Origin of the sequence: Bradyrhizobium ottawaense (genome assembly GCF_002278135.3) — a bacterium.
Lineage (GTDB): Bacteria > Pseudomonadota > Alphaproteobacteria > Rhizobiales > Xanthobacteraceae > Bradyrhizobium > Bradyrhizobium ottawaense.
In genome coordinates this window covers 2,113,937-2,127,882 of sequence record NZ_CP029425.2, presented here as the reverse complement: position 1 = coordinate 2,127,882, position 13,946 = coordinate 2,113,937, and the positions used below count along the sequence as shown (strand labels likewise).

At 63.9% G+C, this 13,946-nt stretch carries 16 protein-coding genes; 2 read left to right on the top strand and 14 right to left on the bottom strand.

All coding sequences use genetic code 11. The features are described 5' to 3' along the window. Nucleotides 1–292: 292 nt before the first annotated feature. Nucleotides 293–871, top strand: a complete 579-nt coding sequence (locus tag CIT37_RS10190) for a MarR family winged helix-turn-helix transcriptional regulator (RefSeq protein WP_095425972.1) — start codon at nucleotides 293–295, stop codon at nucleotides 869–871. Between the two features lie 14 nt (nucleotides 872–885). Here CIT37_RS10190 and CIT37_RS10185 read toward each other — a convergent pair whose 3' ends face one another. After that, a complete protein-coding gene (locus CIT37_RS10185) occupies nucleotides 886–1,842 on the bottom strand; it encodes a hypothetical protein (RefSeq protein WP_095425971.1) in 957 nt (318 codons plus the stop codon). An 820-nt stretch (nucleotides 1,843–2,662) separates the two neighbouring features. Between CIT37_RS10185 and CIT37_RS10180 the strand changes: the two genes are divergently transcribed. Then, entirely contained in the window at nucleotides 2,663–3,433 is a 771-nt protein-coding gene (locus CIT37_RS10180) for a response regulator transcription factor (RefSeq protein ID WP_038950144.1), read from the top strand. 303 nt (nucleotides 3,434–3,736) lie between these two features. Here the strand turns inward: CIT37_RS10180 and CIT37_RS10175 are convergent, their stop codons facing one another. From CIT37_RS10175 to CIT37_RS10115, 13 genes are all read right to left on the bottom strand, one after another. Next, complete coding sequence (locus tag CIT37_RS10175; protein WP_095425970.1) at nucleotides 3,737–4,195, bottom strand: hypothetical protein; 459 nt, start codon at nucleotides 4,193–4,195, stop codon at nucleotides 3,737–3,739. Further along, complete coding sequence (locus CIT37_RS10170) at nucleotides 4,192–4,704, bottom strand: hypothetical protein (RefSeq protein ID WP_028145723.1); 513 nt, start codon at nucleotides 4,702–4,704, stop codon at nucleotides 4,192–4,194. Before CIT37_RS10170 ends, CIT37_RS10175 begins: the two co-directional genes overlap by 4 nt. Before the next feature lie 43 nt (nucleotides 4,705–4,747). Then, a complete protein-coding gene (locus CIT37_RS10165; RefSeq protein ID WP_028145724.1) occupies nucleotides 4,748–5,221 on the bottom strand; it encodes a rod-binding protein in 474 nt (157 codons plus the stop codon). Next, nucleotides 5,218–5,637, bottom strand: coding sequence for a hypothetical protein (locus CIT37_RS10160; protein WP_028145725.1), 420 nt, complete (start codon nucleotides 5,635–5,637; stop codon nucleotides 5,218–5,220). Before CIT37_RS10160 ends, CIT37_RS10165 begins: the two co-directional genes overlap by 4 nt. Nucleotides 5,638–5,644: 7 nt before the next feature. Then, nucleotides 5,645–6,397 (bottom strand): flagellar biosynthesis protein FliR, encoded by a 753-nt coding sequence (gene fliR / locus CIT37_RS10155; RefSeq protein WP_028145726.1) that lies wholly within the window; start codon nucleotides 6,395–6,397, stop codon nucleotides 5,645–5,647. Further along, entirely contained in the window at nucleotides 6,394–8,475 is a 2,082-nt protein-coding gene (gene flhA, locus CIT37_RS10150; protein ID WP_028145727.1) for a flagellar biosynthesis protein FlhA, read from the bottom strand. Before flhA ends, fliR begins: the two co-directional genes overlap by 4 nt. Nucleotides 8,476–8,550: 75 nt before the next feature. Beyond that, entirely contained in the window at nucleotides 8,551–8,817 is a 267-nt protein-coding gene (fliQ, locus tag CIT37_RS10145; protein ID WP_018318462.1) for a flagellar biosynthesis protein FliQ, read from the bottom strand. Next, nucleotides 8,814–9,236 (bottom strand): flagellar hook assembly protein FlgD, encoded by a 423-nt coding sequence (gene flgD / locus CIT37_RS10140; protein ID WP_095425969.1) that lies wholly within the window; start codon nucleotides 9,234–9,236, stop codon nucleotides 8,814–8,816. Before flgD ends, fliQ begins: the two co-directional genes overlap by 4 nt. Nucleotides 9,237–9,250: 14 nt before the next feature. Next, complete coding sequence (gene flbT, locus CIT37_RS10135; RefSeq protein ID WP_018318460.1) at nucleotides 9,251–9,661, bottom strand: flagellar biosynthesis repressor FlbT; 411 nt, start codon at nucleotides 9,659–9,661, stop codon at nucleotides 9,251–9,253. Continuing rightward, nucleotides 9,661–10,005, bottom strand: a complete 345-nt coding sequence (gene flaF / locus CIT37_RS10130) for a flagellar biosynthesis regulator FlaF (RefSeq protein ID WP_028145728.1) — start codon at nucleotides 10,003–10,005, stop codon at nucleotides 9,661–9,663. Before flaF ends, flbT begins: the two co-directional genes overlap by 1 nt. A 55-nt stretch (nucleotides 10,006–10,060) precedes the next feature. Beyond that, the gene (locus CIT37_RS10125) at nucleotides 10,061–11,107 is read right to left on the bottom strand and encodes a flagellar hook-associated family protein (RefSeq protein WP_038950149.1); all 1,047 of its coding nucleotides are present in this window, start codon (nucleotides 11,105–11,107) and stop codon (nucleotides 10,061–10,063) included. A 3-nt stretch (nucleotides 11,108–11,110) separates the two neighbouring features. Next, a complete protein-coding gene (gene flgK / locus CIT37_RS10120) occupies nucleotides 11,111–12,589 on the bottom strand; it encodes a flagellar hook-associated protein FlgK (RefSeq protein ID WP_095425968.1) in 1,479 nt (492 codons plus the stop codon). 34 nt (nucleotides 12,590–12,623) lie between these two features. Beyond that, the gene (locus CIT37_RS10115) at nucleotides 12,624–13,856 is read right to left on the bottom strand and encodes a flagellar hook protein FlgE (RefSeq protein ID WP_018318456.1); all 1,233 of its coding nucleotides are present in this window, start codon (nucleotides 13,854–13,856) and stop codon (nucleotides 12,624–12,626) included. Nucleotides 13,857–13,946 lie beyond the last annotated feature (90 nt).

The window sequence follows — 13,946 nt, the reverse complement described above, 5'->3', positions numbered from 1 at the left end:
AATGACACATCATGTTGCTTGCGCATCGACACATCACCGTCAATCACGCGCGAGCCGTCGTCATTTGATTGAAATTTTCGGAGGACTTGAGCCGTGCGATTTACTCGAACTTTCTTTGTGACGCCCTAGTTCCACGGCCGGAAGTTCCATCTCTGCAAACAGAGAGCTTCTTCCCCACGCGGTCCGCCGTCCGGCAACGGACGAAGGGTCACGCGAGGACTTCATTCTCGTCCACACAGATTGCGCACCCCAAGGCTCAATTGAATAAAGCTTTATCCGATCTGGAATTGAAATGAATTTGGCTCGCGAATCGATTGAACTGTTGGAGCAGGTCGCACGAATCCTGTGGTTCGAAGGCACCAAGCACGGCTTGCGCGACCGCGAGTGGATGGCGCTGCGCTTCCTTTCCCGCGCCAACCGTTTTTCCCGGACGCCTTCGGCGCTCGCGAGTTACGTCGGCACCACGCGTGGCACCGCCTCGTTCATCATCGGGGAGCTCGAGCGGCTGGGCTATATCGAGCGAAAACGCTCGGCCACCGACAAGCGCTCGGTGATGCTGAGCGTGACGCAGCAGGGCAAGAAGTTCCTCGTGCGCGACCCCGTCGGCGTTCTGGTCGAGGCGATTGCCGTCCTCGACGAGGAGGTCAAGATCCGCTTCCGCGACACCTTCAGGCACGTGCTGGATCAGTCGGACGCGGCCGAGCAGCGGCACCACACCGACGTTTGCAAACGATGCATCTTCCTCCGGGAGGAGCGCACCACCAACGACAGCAAGGCAGCGGCCGAGTTCAGCTGCCGTCTGTTCCGCTCGCCGATCGCGGAGGCGGAGGTCGATCTGCTATGCACCAGCTTCGAGCATCACCGCCAATAGAGGACAGCCCTCGATCAGGGCGTCGCCTTACGTGACGAATAGATGACACCGCCGCTCGCCTCCACCACCAGGCGCCCGTTCTCGCTCCTGATCTCCTCGATGCGGCCAAGACCCGGCACCTGCTGTCCCAGCACGGCCTCGATGACGCCGTTCGGACCCTGCAGGATCGCAATGCCTTCATAGGCCTGGCGGACCGACCAACCCTTGATCACCTTCCGCGACGCCGGCGCGCGCTCGGACGAAGACACCGAGCCCGTGAACTCGGGCGCTGCGACCGAAGCCACCATCGATCCTTGCTGTGGCGAGGGCTGCGATTGCACCATGGCCGGCGCCGGAGCCGGCGGCTGAACCTGCGCTTGGGCGAGCTTGTCGAGCTTCACCGTCGAGGACGAGCTCACCCGCTCGATACGGTCCAAATTCTCGGCGAACCTGCCGAAACGGTCATTGGTCGCCTTGCTCGACTGATCCACCGCGGTGCGCAGGCCATCGAGATTTTCCGACACGCCCGACACCTGCTTGCGCAGATGCGCGACGGTCTCGCGCAGATTCCTGATCTCCGTATTGGCTGCAACGTTGTTCTGGGCGGGCTGCGTGGTGAGATAGGCGATCACGCCGGTGCAGGCGCAGACCACCAACATGGCGGCGACCGCCAATGTCGCGAGCGGCGCAACCCATGTCGGACGGGGCGGCGGGGGCTTGGCGACGATCACGGCCGGCTTGATCACGGTCGGCGCGGGCTTGGGGATCGCCATCTTGTCGAGACGCGCCTTGGCCCGAATACGTTTCAGCCCCTCGAGTGCCTCCTTCGCCAGAGCTTCATCGCTTGCCGCGGCCGACGCTCGCTTTGCGCCCGCGGCAGGCCTGGGCGCTCGCGCCGTATCGTCCTTCGTATCGCGTGCTTCGGGAGCCGGCTTCGTCGTTGCGGAAACATCAGTGGTCGCGTTGGGACGAGCTTGTCCATCGGACAACATGTGAAAATGCTCCGTTCGGTTCGATCTGTCGAACGATGACGTTATTTGCCGAAGCTTGCCTGAAACGTGCGCATCGAAAACTTTTCCATCGCGCGCGATGCGACGTCACATGAGTCAATCGCGTCATGGACGTGGCGAGAGTGCGACTCGAAAGACACACACTCGCCAAGATTTCGCCAAGCTGGAGTCTCGCCGCCACACGTGAGTCGAATTGTCGCACGGCGAAACACGCCCATGAGAGTCAATCCCGGGTTGACAGCCCCTCGATACGCCTGATCCACCCCACCACCTAAAATAGCTGTGATTGTACGGGGATGCGGAACCTTAGACCCATCACGATGCAGAACTAGTTTAGTTTCCAAATCAACTGATGCGTTTGAATATATCAAGAAACAACCCGAAACCAACCAACAGCATCAAGCACACGTAGCAATCGCTTTGTTTCGCACGCTTGATCGGAAATCGGCAATTGTTACGGTCCTACTCAAGTGATTCTCGCCAGTTGGCGAGGAGATCGACACAGATTCAGTGGCGTTCGGACGCGATGAGCAACTTGGCGCAACTGTTCTAGGTCGTTTCTCAATCCGCCCCGCGAGGTGATCCGTAAGACACCCGCCGGGCCTCACGCAGTAAGCGTTCAGTATCGAGTTGAAGTACCAGGCCTGCGAGACGCAGGCACTGAATGCGTAGGGCTGCCCGCGAATATCGAAACCATAACAACGGTTCGCGGGAAGGAATGTCGTCAAACAGCATCGTTGCCGAGCCGGGCATCACAACAACCAGCCGGCCGCGACAGGTGCGAAACAGGGGCGAAAGACTGATGTATATTATCGTTGATGATCGCGAGAGCGTCGCGAACAGCTATGTCGGAGGGCTCGTTCGCGAAGGCGTATCGTCGATCGGCTTCTCCTCCGGGGAATTCTGGGACTGGCTGCAATCCGCGAGTGAATCGGATCTGGCAGCGGTGGACGCCTTCCTCCTCGGGGATTGCGATGCCCGCGGAAGCCTGCCGCGGGCGATGCGCAAGCGTTCCTCGGCTCCCATCATCGCCATGAGCGGCCAGAAGATGCTCAAGAACACGCTGGAGCTGTTCGAATCGGGTGTCGACGACGTCGTGCACGTACCGATCCACCTGCGCGAGATCCTTGCCCGAACGGCCGCGATCGCGCGCCGCCGGGTGGGCGAGCTGCCGAGGCCCTGCGAGAGCAGGATCCAGGTCTTCTTCAACGGCCGTGACCCCGAGATCGCGGGCCACGCCCTCACGCTGCCCCGCCGCGAACTGCGCATTCTCGAATATATGGTCAGCAATCACGGCAAGTGGATCACCAAGACGCAGATCTTCAACGCGGTCTACGGCATCTTCGAGTCCACCTTCGACGAGAGCGTGATCGAGAGCCACGTCAGCAAGCTGCGCAAGAAACTCCGCGACCGCCTCGGCTTCGACGCGATCGTGGCCCGGCGTTACGTCGGATACCGCCTCGACATCCCTGCCGGCGACACCCTCGACGTGCCGATGCAGGAGCTCGACGAGGTCGGCATCATCCTGAACAGGGCGCATGCCGTCCCGGCCGCCTATCCGGTCGGCAACTGACACGGCACAAGCCTGCCACGAACAGACAACGGCCTCTACGAAGCACCATCGCAGAGGCCGTTGCATTTTCGGCGGCGGGAGATGTGGGATGAGCCCCCTATAGCGCCTCGATGGAGGTGCGTTTTCCTCTTGTGAAGAGGCAATCCCATCGGAGCTATTGGGCGCAAGAGTCTCCACGTCGTCATGGCCGGGCTTGGGCCATCCACGGGTTGCTACGCCGGACCAAGAACGTGGATGCCCGGGGCAAGCCCGGGCATGACGACGTCTTTGTGACGAACCAGCTGCGCCTATTCAGCCCGCGCTCTACGGCTTCTGCTGGAATTCTTCCCTGGAGACGTAATTGAAATCCTCGACCAGGACGTCCTGGACGACGTCAGCCTGCATCCGCTCGTTGACGCGCTGCTTGATGGCGGCCGTCAGGATGGAGAGGTCGTAGCGGGCGAGCTTCCTGAAGTCGAGACGATCGTCGGCATAGATCCTGCGAAAGGCCTCGTCGACGACGAACGGCTCCGGCGGAACGTTGAGCTGGTGCATCGTCCGCGCCTCCACGGTGTAGACGAAGCGCGCGACGATATAGCCCTGCACATTGCCGTTCTCGACCATGGGCACGCTCAAAGCCCGGGTCTTCTGGTATTGCAGCCCCTCGAGATATTCGTCCTTCGCCGGCAGCAGGCTGCCGTTCTCCTTCCAATAGGCCACGCCATAGCTCGTGCCCGCGGTGAGGATGCATACCCAGAGCCCGGCCAGCACCAGTCTGATCATTTTCCGTCCTGCGCTGCGCGGCCGGTATAGGTGCCGTCCGACTCGGCCTCCTTGATCGCCTTGACGATGATGCCCGCGATCTCGCGCACCGCGTCGTAGTGCATTTCGAGGATCGAGCGATTCCGCTCGAGCTTCTCGCGCAGCCGCTGAATCTCGTCGGTGACCTCGACGTCGCCGCCGAGATGCATCCGCGCCCGCATCAGGCGGACGAATTCGAGCATGCTCCGGCTCTTCCGCGCGCTGAAGTCGTCGAAATCGATCTTCTGACGCGTCGTGAGCGCGACCGTCTCCTCCTCGACGATGCTTTCGAGCCGGCGGATCGCTGCCAGCAGGCCCCGCACTTCATCCAATCTCGCCGCATCCGCGCCGTCGACCACGGCCTCGCCGCTCATGATCGGCAGCAGCACCGGCAGCAGCGCATCGGCTTCTGCTGCTTCCGTCGTCATCACCCCGGTATCCACGACCGGCTGCTCGATCACCATGGCCGCCGCGCTGTCTTGTGCCTGCATAGGAAATTCACCCTTCAACTTCTGTCACCCGTTCGCGGATCAATCATCCGGCCTTGCCGGCACCGTTCGGCCCCGCCGGATTGGCGGCGGCCAGCTGCTTGGCGATGCCAATGCCGTTGCCCTTTGCCAGCTGGCTGCCAAGCTGCTCCGCCAGCATCGATTTCCAGACGCCGCCGGCCGTGCCCTTGCCAAAGACCTGCTCGGATTCCTTCGGCAACATCGTCTCGACGAAGGTCTGGAGGATGAAAGCTTCGAACTTCCGGTACACCTCGCCCGACGCCGGCGCCTTGATCATCCGCACCGGGGCCCCATTCACCGCATCCGACGACGCCTCGGAGACCTTCGTCGCGGACTGCTCGGCAGCTGCCGCCTTGCCGGCCTCCGCGTCCATCGTTGCGGCGAAGTCGGCATCGGAGGATTTCAGCGCATCGAGTTTCGCGGTCGCCGCGCGCTGGGTCACGGGATCGGCGGCCTCGAGGACGTCGAGAACGAGGTCGGGCGTCGCGGTCACGATCATGGCTTGTTCCGATTGGCTGGCCGTGGCGTCCACGCGCGCACGGCTGGGCTTATTCCCGTCATCTCCTCGAGGGAGCGCTTCTCGGCGTCACGGAGCTTGTCGGCCAGCGCCGCCTTCGCGACCTGCTCGAGCTGCTTCACGCGGCGGCTCTCGGCGCGGACCTGGTCGAGCTGCTGCGCGGCCTGCGTCCGGATCTCGCGCGCACCGACGCTCGTCCTGTTCAAGCGCCGCGCGATCGATTCGCTCGACGATCCCGCCGGCGGCTTGCCATCGTTCAGGGCTCCCACCAGCCATTCCTGCTCGTCCTGCAGGCTTCGCTCCTGCTGCCGCAGCTGCGCGAGCTGCCATTCGGACAGCCGGAGCTGGAGCTTCACCAGCGACACCATCCGGCCGAGCTTGTCCGCGCGCGACGTCATCACAGGTTCACTCCGCCAGCCAGGACGAGAGGCCGAGCATGAATTGCGTCAGCAGCTCGTCGCTCGTGAGGTAGAGCAGCAGGAAGCCGCCGAACAGCACGAAGGGCACGGAGATGAAATAGACTGGAATTGCCGGCGTCAGCTTGTTGATCAGGCTGACCGCCAGGTTGACGATCACCGAATAGACGATGAACGGGCTGGCGATCCGCAGCGTCAGCACGAACGCTTCCGACAGGCGGCCGACGAGCAGGTCGAGTGCCATGCCGCCGCCGAGCCGACTCCCGGGACGCCAGACGTCGTAGGAGTTCATCAGCCCACGCAGGACCTGCCAATGCTGGTCGGTCATGAAGAACAGCGTGGTGACGGACACCATGATCAGCGGCACCAGCGCCGGCGCCGGATCGCTGTCGGCGACCGGCGTTCCCGGGATGTTGCTGAGCCCGATCGCGCTCGCCATCACCGTCGCCATGGTCTGGAGCGCGAGAAAGAACACCCGCCCGCCGAGCCCGATGACGCTGCCGACCACGAGCTCGGAGCAGATCAGGAGCGCCAGCGTCAGCGGCGCGGCGTTGTCCGTGAGCGGCTTCAGCACCGCGATCAGGATCGGCGTCAGCGCGAACGTCGTGACGAGCGCGACGAACAGGCGGACCTGTGCCGGAACGTTGACGCTGGAAAAGCCGGGCACCAGCATCAGGCAGGCGCCGATACGGCAGAACACGATGAACGTCACCAGCACGCTGTCGGCAAGGCCGCTGATCACGACACGGCTCCGAGCGCCCGGATCTCGGCGCTGCGCGCGACTTCGACATGCGACAGGATCGGCAAGGTCGGGAACACCCGCTCCAGGATCATCCGGACATAGGGCCGGGCTTCCGGCGTCACCGCCAGCACCACGCTGGTGCCGTTCTCGGTGAACTTGCGGATCGCGGCGCTGGCTTCGGTCGCGAACTGCTCGATCAGGCGCGGATCGGCGTCGAACTCGACGACGTCGCCCTTGGCGTCGCGCTTCAGGCTCTGGTGGAAGGCGAGGTCCCAGCGGTTGCCGAGACGGACGACGTTGAGCACGCCGTTGTCGGAGAGATCGCCGCAGATCTGCTGGGCAAGCCGGGTCCGCACGTGCTCCGCGACCTGCTCGGAGCGCCGCACGTGAGGCGCGATCTCGGCGATCGCCTCGAGGATGAGGTGAAGATTGCGGATGGAGACCCGCTCGGCCAGCAGGATCTTCAGGATCGCCAGCAGGCCGGAATAGGAGATCTGCGACGGGCAGAGATCCTCGACGAGGCGCTTGTACTCGGGATCGAGCCGGTCGAGCAGCGCGCGCATGTCCTTGTAGGACAGGAGCTGGGCGAGGTTCGCCCGGAGCACCTCGCTCAAATGCGTGAGCAGCACCGACAGATTGTCGACCGGCTTGCAGCCCTGCCGCTTGACTTCGTCCGTGAAGGCTTCCGTCACCCACAGCGCCTTCATGCCGAAAGCGGGTTCGACCACCTCTTCGCCGGGCACGTCGGGCTTGCCGTCCTTGTCGACCAGCACCAGCACCTCGCCGAGCCGGAGCTCGCCATGGGCGACGCGGGTGTCGTGGATCCGGATCTGGTAGCCCTTGGGGTCGATCGACAGATTGTCGCTGAGCTTGATCTCGGGAATGACGAAGCCGTACTGCTTGGCGAACTTCTTGCGGATCTTGGCGACGCGGTGGGCCAGCTCGGTGCGCGAGCCCAGCAGATGAACCGAAAGATGGCCGCCGAGCGCAAGCTCGATCTCGGCGGTCTTGAGCTGGTCCTTGACGGATTCCTTGGCCTCAGCCTGGGCGCGCTCGTCGGCCTTGCGCACATCTTCCTTCCGCTCCCGCGCCGCCTGCCGCCTCGGCAAGGTGTAGCCGACGAAGGCCATGACGCCGCCGAGAAGCACGAAGGGCGCCAACGGCAGCCCCGGCATCAAGGCGAGCACGAACATCATCAGCGCGGCGGCCGACACAGCGCGGGGATAGCCGCCGAGCTGGCGCAGCACGGCCTGCTCGGCCGATCCTCTCGTGCCGCCCTTGGAGACCAGCAGGCCGGCCGACAGCGACACGATGAGTGCCGGCATCTGCGACACCAGACCGTCGCCGACGGAGAGCTTCGTGTAGACGTCGGCGGCGCGCGACAGCGTCAGCCCGTGATGGGTGACGCCGATGATGATGCCGCCGAAAATGTTGATCGCGGTGATGAGCAGGCCGGCGATGGCATCGCCCCGAACGAACTTCGAGGCACCGTCCATGGCACCGAAGAACGCGCTTTCTTCTTCGAGCTCGCGGCGCCGGCGCTGGGCTTCCTTGTCGTCGATCAGGCCCGCCGACAGATCGGCGTCGATCGCCATCTGCTTGCCGGGGATGGCGTCGAGGGTGAAACGGGCGCCGACTTCGGCGATACGCGTCGCACCCTTGGTGATCACGACGAAATTCACGGTGACCAGGATGGCGAAGATGATCAGGCCGATGACGAAGTCGCCGCCCATGACGAACTTGGAGAAGCCGGCGACGACGTGGCCGGCAGCCTGCTCGCCCTCCCCGCCGCGCGACAGGATCAGGCGGGTGGTCGCTACGTTCAGCGCCAGCCGCAGGATGGTCGCGATCAGCAGCACAGTCGGGAAGGCGGAGAAGTCGAGCGGTCGCTGGATCCACAGCGCGACCATCAGGATCAGCGCCGACAGCGCGATCGAGAACGCGAGGCCGAGATCGATCAGGATCGGCGGGATCGGCAGGAACAGGATCGTGAGCATGGCCACGATGCCGCCGGCGAAAAAGGCGTCGGCCCCCAATCGTCGTGGGGTCGGCAGGCTAGCAGCTAACGTATCGGCCATGGGTCACCGGCAGAGGGTCCGCCCCTAATCTGCCCCGCAAAGCTTACGCGGGGATGGTGGCCGAGGCCGCGCGGGTCAGAAGCCGCGCTCGATCCGCGAATAGACCATCTCGGTGAAGGTGGAGAGGTGCGCGCCGATGAAGGAGCCGGAGACGGCAACGACCAGGAGGATGACGATGATCTTCGGAACGAAGGTCAGCGTCACCTCCTGGATCTGGGTCAGGGCCTGGATCAGCGCGATGATGGTGCCGACCAGCATCGCGGCGCCGACCGCGGGCCCGGAGGCGACGATGATGGTCCAGATCGCCGCCTGGACGATGTCGAGAGCGTCGCGTTCGTTCATGACTGGCTGATCGTGAGTCCCGGCCCGACCGCGACCTTGGTGCCGTTCTCGAGGGTCGCGATGGAGCCGTCGGCGTTGATGGAGACCGAGACGACCTTGCCGCTGAAGCTGGCGCCGGTGGCGTCTGCGAAGCTGACGGTTTTCCCGATCAGGCCGTTGGCCTGCGACAACGACTGCGAGGACAGCAGCGCATCCAGCTTCGAGTTGGTCTGCATGGCCTGCTCGACCGTCGAGAGCTGCGCGAACTGGCTCATATATTGCGAGGTATCCATCGGATTGGTCGGATCCTGGTTCTTCATCTCGGCGACGAGAAGCTGAAGAAACGTGTTGTAGTCGACGCTGTTGCTCGAGGTCGAATTGGTGGAGCCGGTCGAACTGGACGACTTGCTCGTGCTGTCGGTCGCACTGTTGACGTTCATGTACCTCTCCGCTGTCAGGCAGCCTGGAATGGGGACTCGGTGATGGCGCCGGCCAGGATGGCCTGCTCGACCGGGAACAGGGCCCGGATCCGCTTGAGCGCCTCGAAGTAGCGGGTCGCCTCGACCAGCTCGTCGACCGCGCCCAGTCCGTCCAGCATCTCCCGGCTCTCGCACACGGCGCACAGGGCCGCGTGATGCTGGGCGTAGAGTGCCGCGGCGTCGCGGATGTCGGTCGGGTTCATCAGCATGAGCTGGACGATGAAGTAGAGCTGCCGCAGCGCCGTGGTGGCGTCGGACGCCTGCATGACCTGCCCTTCGAGCAGGAACATCACGTCGTTGACGAGCTCGACGGAGACCTTGCGGTCCACGCGCAGCACCGCGCCGTTGATGTAGATCCGTTCGCCCGCCCGCAAGGAGATCTTCATCAAAGAGCGTCTCGGATCAGGCGGTTGATTTCGATGAGCTGCATCACGTCGTTCGACCTCTCCTCGCGAAGACGATCGGCCTCCTTGACGACCCACAGGCCGATCGAGATGATGTCGGCGCGCAGCTTGTCCGGAAGCCCGTTCTCGGGGTGCGAGAGATCCTCGATGAAGATCGTCCACAGCCGCCGCACATAGAGCAGGCTCTCGACCAGATCCTCGAGGCGGAACACGCCTCGCTGAATCCGCTCGAGCCGGTCGATGCCGAGGCTGAGCGCCTGCCGCTCGCGGCCCCGCGCCTCGTAACCGCTCTCGTCGACGACCGATTCATAGGCTTCAAACGTCATCAGCATCACTCTGCGCAGGAGACCGGGTAACAGGACGAGGTTGCGAGCCTCGGCTCTAGAGATAGTTGATGAGGCTGATCTGCTGGAGCTGCGAGGTCAGCGCGAGCGCCGTCTTGATCTGGGTCTGCAGGGTGTTGACGCGGACCGAGGCCTCGGTCGGGTCGACCGCCTCCAGCTTGACGATCTGGTCGTTGAGGATGTCCTTCTGGATCTTCAGCTTCTCGGTCGCGCCGGTGACCCGTTGCTGGATCGAGCCGACGGTCCCGCCGAGCACGGCGAGATCGTTGATCGCGCCGCTGACCAGGCTGATGGCCTTGTCGACGACGACCTGAAACGTGTCCTTGCTGAGGCTCGTGTTCCCGAGATCAGTGAGCATGGTGTAGGCCTCGGCCAGCTTGCGGAAGCCGGGCTGGTTGGCGCTGACCGAGCTGTCGACAACTTCGGTCGTGGAGATGCGGCTCGACAGCGTCTGATCCGTGGCCGACGACCAGTTGGCGTTCCAGGCCGGGCTCGCGAACTCGGGGTCGAGGGTGTTGTCGAGGAAATTCTGCATTTGCGCCGGAGTGATGGTGCTCACACCGGCCGCAGCCTGCGAGAAGCCGAACGTCGCCAGGAAGTCCGCATCGACCTGGTTCTTGCTGGCAGAGCCGGCCGTGTAGTTCGTGACCGGCACGGTCTGCGTATCGATTCCGCCGAACAGATACGACCCGTTGTAGGAAACGTTGAGCGCGCCGATGACGTCCTGAAGGTTCGCGGACGCGCTCGGCAGGATGATCTTCGCGCCGCTGTCGGCGTCGCGGGCCGCGATCAGGTTCTTGAGGAATTCCGACGCGGTCTTGCCGAGCTGCGTGATCCGGTTCTGGGTCACATCGAGGCGCCCCGAAACCAGCTCGTTGGTGTCGACGAGCTGGTCGGCGAAGTTGAAATCGGCGCGCAGCGCCACGTCGCGGCCCGTTCCCGTGCCGAGCTCGAGGCCGACATCGGCGAAACGGCCGGTGGTCGCCTCCTTCGAGGCCTTGGTCAGCGCGCTCTGGTTGTTCGTGATCGACGACCTCAACGATGAAGACAGCATCAGGGTCGAGATGTAGTTCGCGCTCATCATGACTTAATTCCCTACGGCAGCCAGCAGGCTCTGCAGCATCTCATCGACGGTGGAAATGATCTTCGACGACGCCGAATAGGTGCGCTCGACCTGGAGCATCAACGCCATCTCGTCGTCCATGTTGACGCCGCTGACGTTGGACAGCGCCGCGGTGCTGCGGTCGAGCAGCGTATTCTGATACTGGACGCTGTCGTCGGCGGTCTTGCGCTGGCTTTCGATCCAGCTCGCCGAGGAAGACGCAAACTCGATCACGCTGCCGCTCGGCTTGCCCTGAGCCGTGGCATCGAATGGCTGCGGCGCTTCCATCTTGTTGATGAGCTGCTGCAGCCGCGCCGAGAAGCCGGCATTGCCGGTCGTGTTGTAATTATAGGCGGCAACGCCGCTGATGGCGCCGTCGCGCAGCAGGTTCGGATTTCCGCCTACGGCCGGATCGACCGAGGCGGCGACCGAGATCCTCCCGGCGAGGCCCACCGAGATCGTCGCGCTCGCGGGCATCGCGGGCGCGCCGGGATAAGTGAACAGGCCGGGCCGGTCCGCCAGCGTCGGGACAGCCGACTGGTCGCTTTCCTTGAAGGCGTCGATCAGGCCGCGCGCGATCTCGTCGAGCTGGCTCTGATACGTGACCGTGTCCTTGTCGCGCAGCTGGGCCAAGCCGGCGAGCTTGCCGGACTTGAGCGGCATGACGGAATTGGCGCCGGTCACGGGAACGCCGTCGATGAAGACGGCATTGCCCGTGGTGCCGGCGGTATAGGCATTGGTCGGCGCAAAGCTCACGGCCCGCGCCGTCTTGTCGAACAGCACGACGCCGCTGTCGGTATAGAGCGCGGCATCTCCATTGGTCCGGATCGACATCGAGACGCCGACCTCCTGCGACAGCCTGGAGACGATGCTGTCGCGCTGGTCGAGATAGTCGGTGACGTCGTCGCCGGAGATCGTGCCCTTCACGATGGCGGTGTTGACCGTCTGGAACTGGGACAGCAGCTGGTTGATGTTGGCGACCGAATTCGCCATGTCGGCGTCGGCCCCCTCGCGGACCGACTGCACCGTCTTGGTGGCCTGGTTGAGCCCGGTCACCATGTCCTTGGCGGACGTCACGGCCGCCTGCGCCAGGGTCGCATTGTCGGTGGAGTTGGCGTATTGCTGCAACGCCTGCTTCAGCTTGTTGAGCTGGGCGGTCGGCGACTGCTCGAGCTCGGGATCGTCCACCGTCGCGGCCGCGATCTTCTGCAGGCCGTCATAGATCACGCTCTGCTTGGCCGACGACGAGGTCGCGGTCAGCACGTTCGAATAGAGACCCGAACTGGCGGCGCGCTGGATCGCCGCGACGTAGACGCCGGTGCCGGGGAGGTTGTCCAGCACGGCGATCTTGCGCGAATAGCCGGTGGCGCTGGCACCGGCGATGTTGCGCGAGATCGTCGACGACTGGATGCCCGACGCCATGAGCGAGGCACGAGCGGAGTCGAGGGCGGCGGTAAGGGACATGATCTGCTCTTGCCGGGGGTGAGCGCTGGAGACTTCAGCGCTTCAGGTTGACGACGACGTCGAGCAGGTCGGCGCCCGTCTGGAACGATTTCGAGTTGGCGGTGAAGCCGCGCTGCGCCTCGATCATCCCGGTGAGCTCGTCCGCGAGATCGACGTTGGAGTCCTCCAGCGCACCGGACTGGACCGTGCCGAGCCCGCCGGTGCCGGCATTCCCGGCCTGCGCATTGCCGGAATTCATGTTGGTCGAATAGACGTTACCCGGCTCGGGCGTCAGATTGTCGGGGCTCGCGACGTCGGCGAGCATGATCGTGTAGAGCGTCAGCTGCTGCCCGTTCTTGAGGATCGCCGTCACATGGCCCGCCTCGTCGACATCGACCTTGTCGATCGCCGCGGGGACGCTGCCGTTGACGGTGGCCTTGAAGCTGAAGTCGGCCCCAACCTGCGTCATGTTCGACAGGTCCATGGTCATCGCCGCGCCGCCCGGGACCGTGAACGTAAGGCCCGTCGGGCTCGCCGCGGCCAGCGCGCCCTTTCCGGTCGCGGTGGTGTCGAAGGTGAAAGTGGTGGCGGCGGCGAGCGAGGTGCCCGTCGCGGAGTTGTAGACCTGAACCTGCCAGGTATCCGAGCCGGCCGCCGTCGCGGTGTGGGACATATAGACGTCGAGCGTAACAGCCTGACCGATATTGTTGTAGGCGACGATCGAGCTCTTCGACGAATATGACGCCGGACCGGGCGGACCGGCAATGACAGCCGCCTTCGGATCGAGATTGCCGGTCGTCAGGGTGCCCGCAGTCGACGGCACCGGCACCTGCGAGACCTGGGCGATGTTCACGATCTGCATTCCGGCCAGGCTGTTCTGCGAAAAATTGGTGACTTTGCCGGGCTGGCCCAGAAGGTAGTAGCCGGCCGCGTTGACGAGGTTGCCCTGAGCGTCCGGCACGAACGAGCCGGCGCGCGTCAGATATTGCTGCGTGTTGGTGGCGTTCGAGACCACGAAGAAGCCGTTGCCTTGCACGGCAAGGTCGGTGGACGACGTCGTGAACTGCGTATGTCCGGCATCGCTGATGGCGTAACGGACGGTCGTCTCGACAGCGCCGGAGTCGTAATTGCCAGAGCCGCTTTTCAGGATCAGCGAGGAGAATTCTGTCGAAGCCCGCTTGTAACCGGTGGTGTTGACGTTCGCGATGTTGTCCGAAACCGTCGACAGCTTGTTGGACTGCGCGCTCATACCGGAAACGCCGGTGCGCATAACACCATACAGGCTCATGAAGTGGGCTCCTTTGGTAGGTTGCAGTTACAATGGGGGATCTTGCTTGCGCGGGGCTGATGGTTCGGAACCATGCACAACTTCATGTCG

Coding starts and splice junctions, on each gene's coding strand:
- CIT37_RS10190 (WP_095425972.1), top strand. CDS start 293: ATGAATTTGGCTCGCGAATCGATTGAACTGTTGGAGCAGGTCGCACGA.
- CIT37_RS10185 (WP_095425971.1), bottom strand. CDS start 1,842: ATGTTGTCCGATGGACAAGCTCGTCCCAACGCGACCACTGATGTTTCC.
- CIT37_RS10180 (WP_038950144.1), top strand. CDS start 2,663: ATGTATATTATCGTTGATGATCGCGAGAGCGTCGCGAACAGCTATGTC.
- CIT37_RS10175 (WP_095425970.1), bottom strand. CDS start 4,195: ATGATCAGACTGGTGCTGGCCGGGCTCTGGGTATGCATCCTCACCGCG.
- CIT37_RS10170 (WP_028145723.1), bottom strand. CDS start 4,704: ATGCAGGCACAAGACAGCGCGGCGGCCATGGTGATCGAGCAGCCGGTC.
- CIT37_RS10165 (WP_028145724.1), bottom strand. CDS start 5,221: ATGATCGTGACCGCGACGCCCGACCTCGTTCTCGACGTCCTCGAGGCC.
- CIT37_RS10160 (WP_028145725.1), bottom strand. CDS start 5,637: ATGACGTCGCGCGCGGACAAGCTCGGCCGGATGGTGTCGCTGGTGAAG.
- flhA (WP_028145727.1), bottom strand. CDS start 8,475: ATGGCCGATACGTTAGCTGCTAGCCTGCCGACCCCACGACGATTGGGG.
- fliQ (WP_018318462.1), bottom strand. CDS start 8,817: ATGAACGAACGCGACGCTCTCGACATCGTCCAGGCGGCGATCTGGACC.
- flgD (WP_095425969.1), bottom strand. CDS start 9,236: ATGAACGTCAACAGTGCGACCGACAGCACGAGCAAGTCGTCCAGTTCG.
- flbT (WP_018318460.1), bottom strand. CDS start 9,661: ATGAAGATCTCCTTGCGGGCGGGCGAACGGATCTACATCAACGGCGCG.
- flaF (WP_028145728.1), bottom strand. CDS start 10,005: ATGACGTTTGAAGCCTATGAATCGGTCGTCGACGAGAGCGGTTACGAG.
- CIT37_RS10125 (WP_038950149.1), bottom strand. CDS start 11,107: ATGATGAGCGCGAACTACATCTCGACCCTGATGCTGTCTTCATCGTTG.
- flgK (WP_095425968.1), bottom strand. CDS start 12,589: ATGTCCCTTACCGCCGCCCTCGACTCCGCTCGTGCCTCGCTCATGGCG.
- CIT37_RS10115 (WP_018318456.1), bottom strand. CDS start 13,856: ATGAGCCTGTATGGTGTTATGCGCACCGGCGTTTCCGGTATGAGCGCG.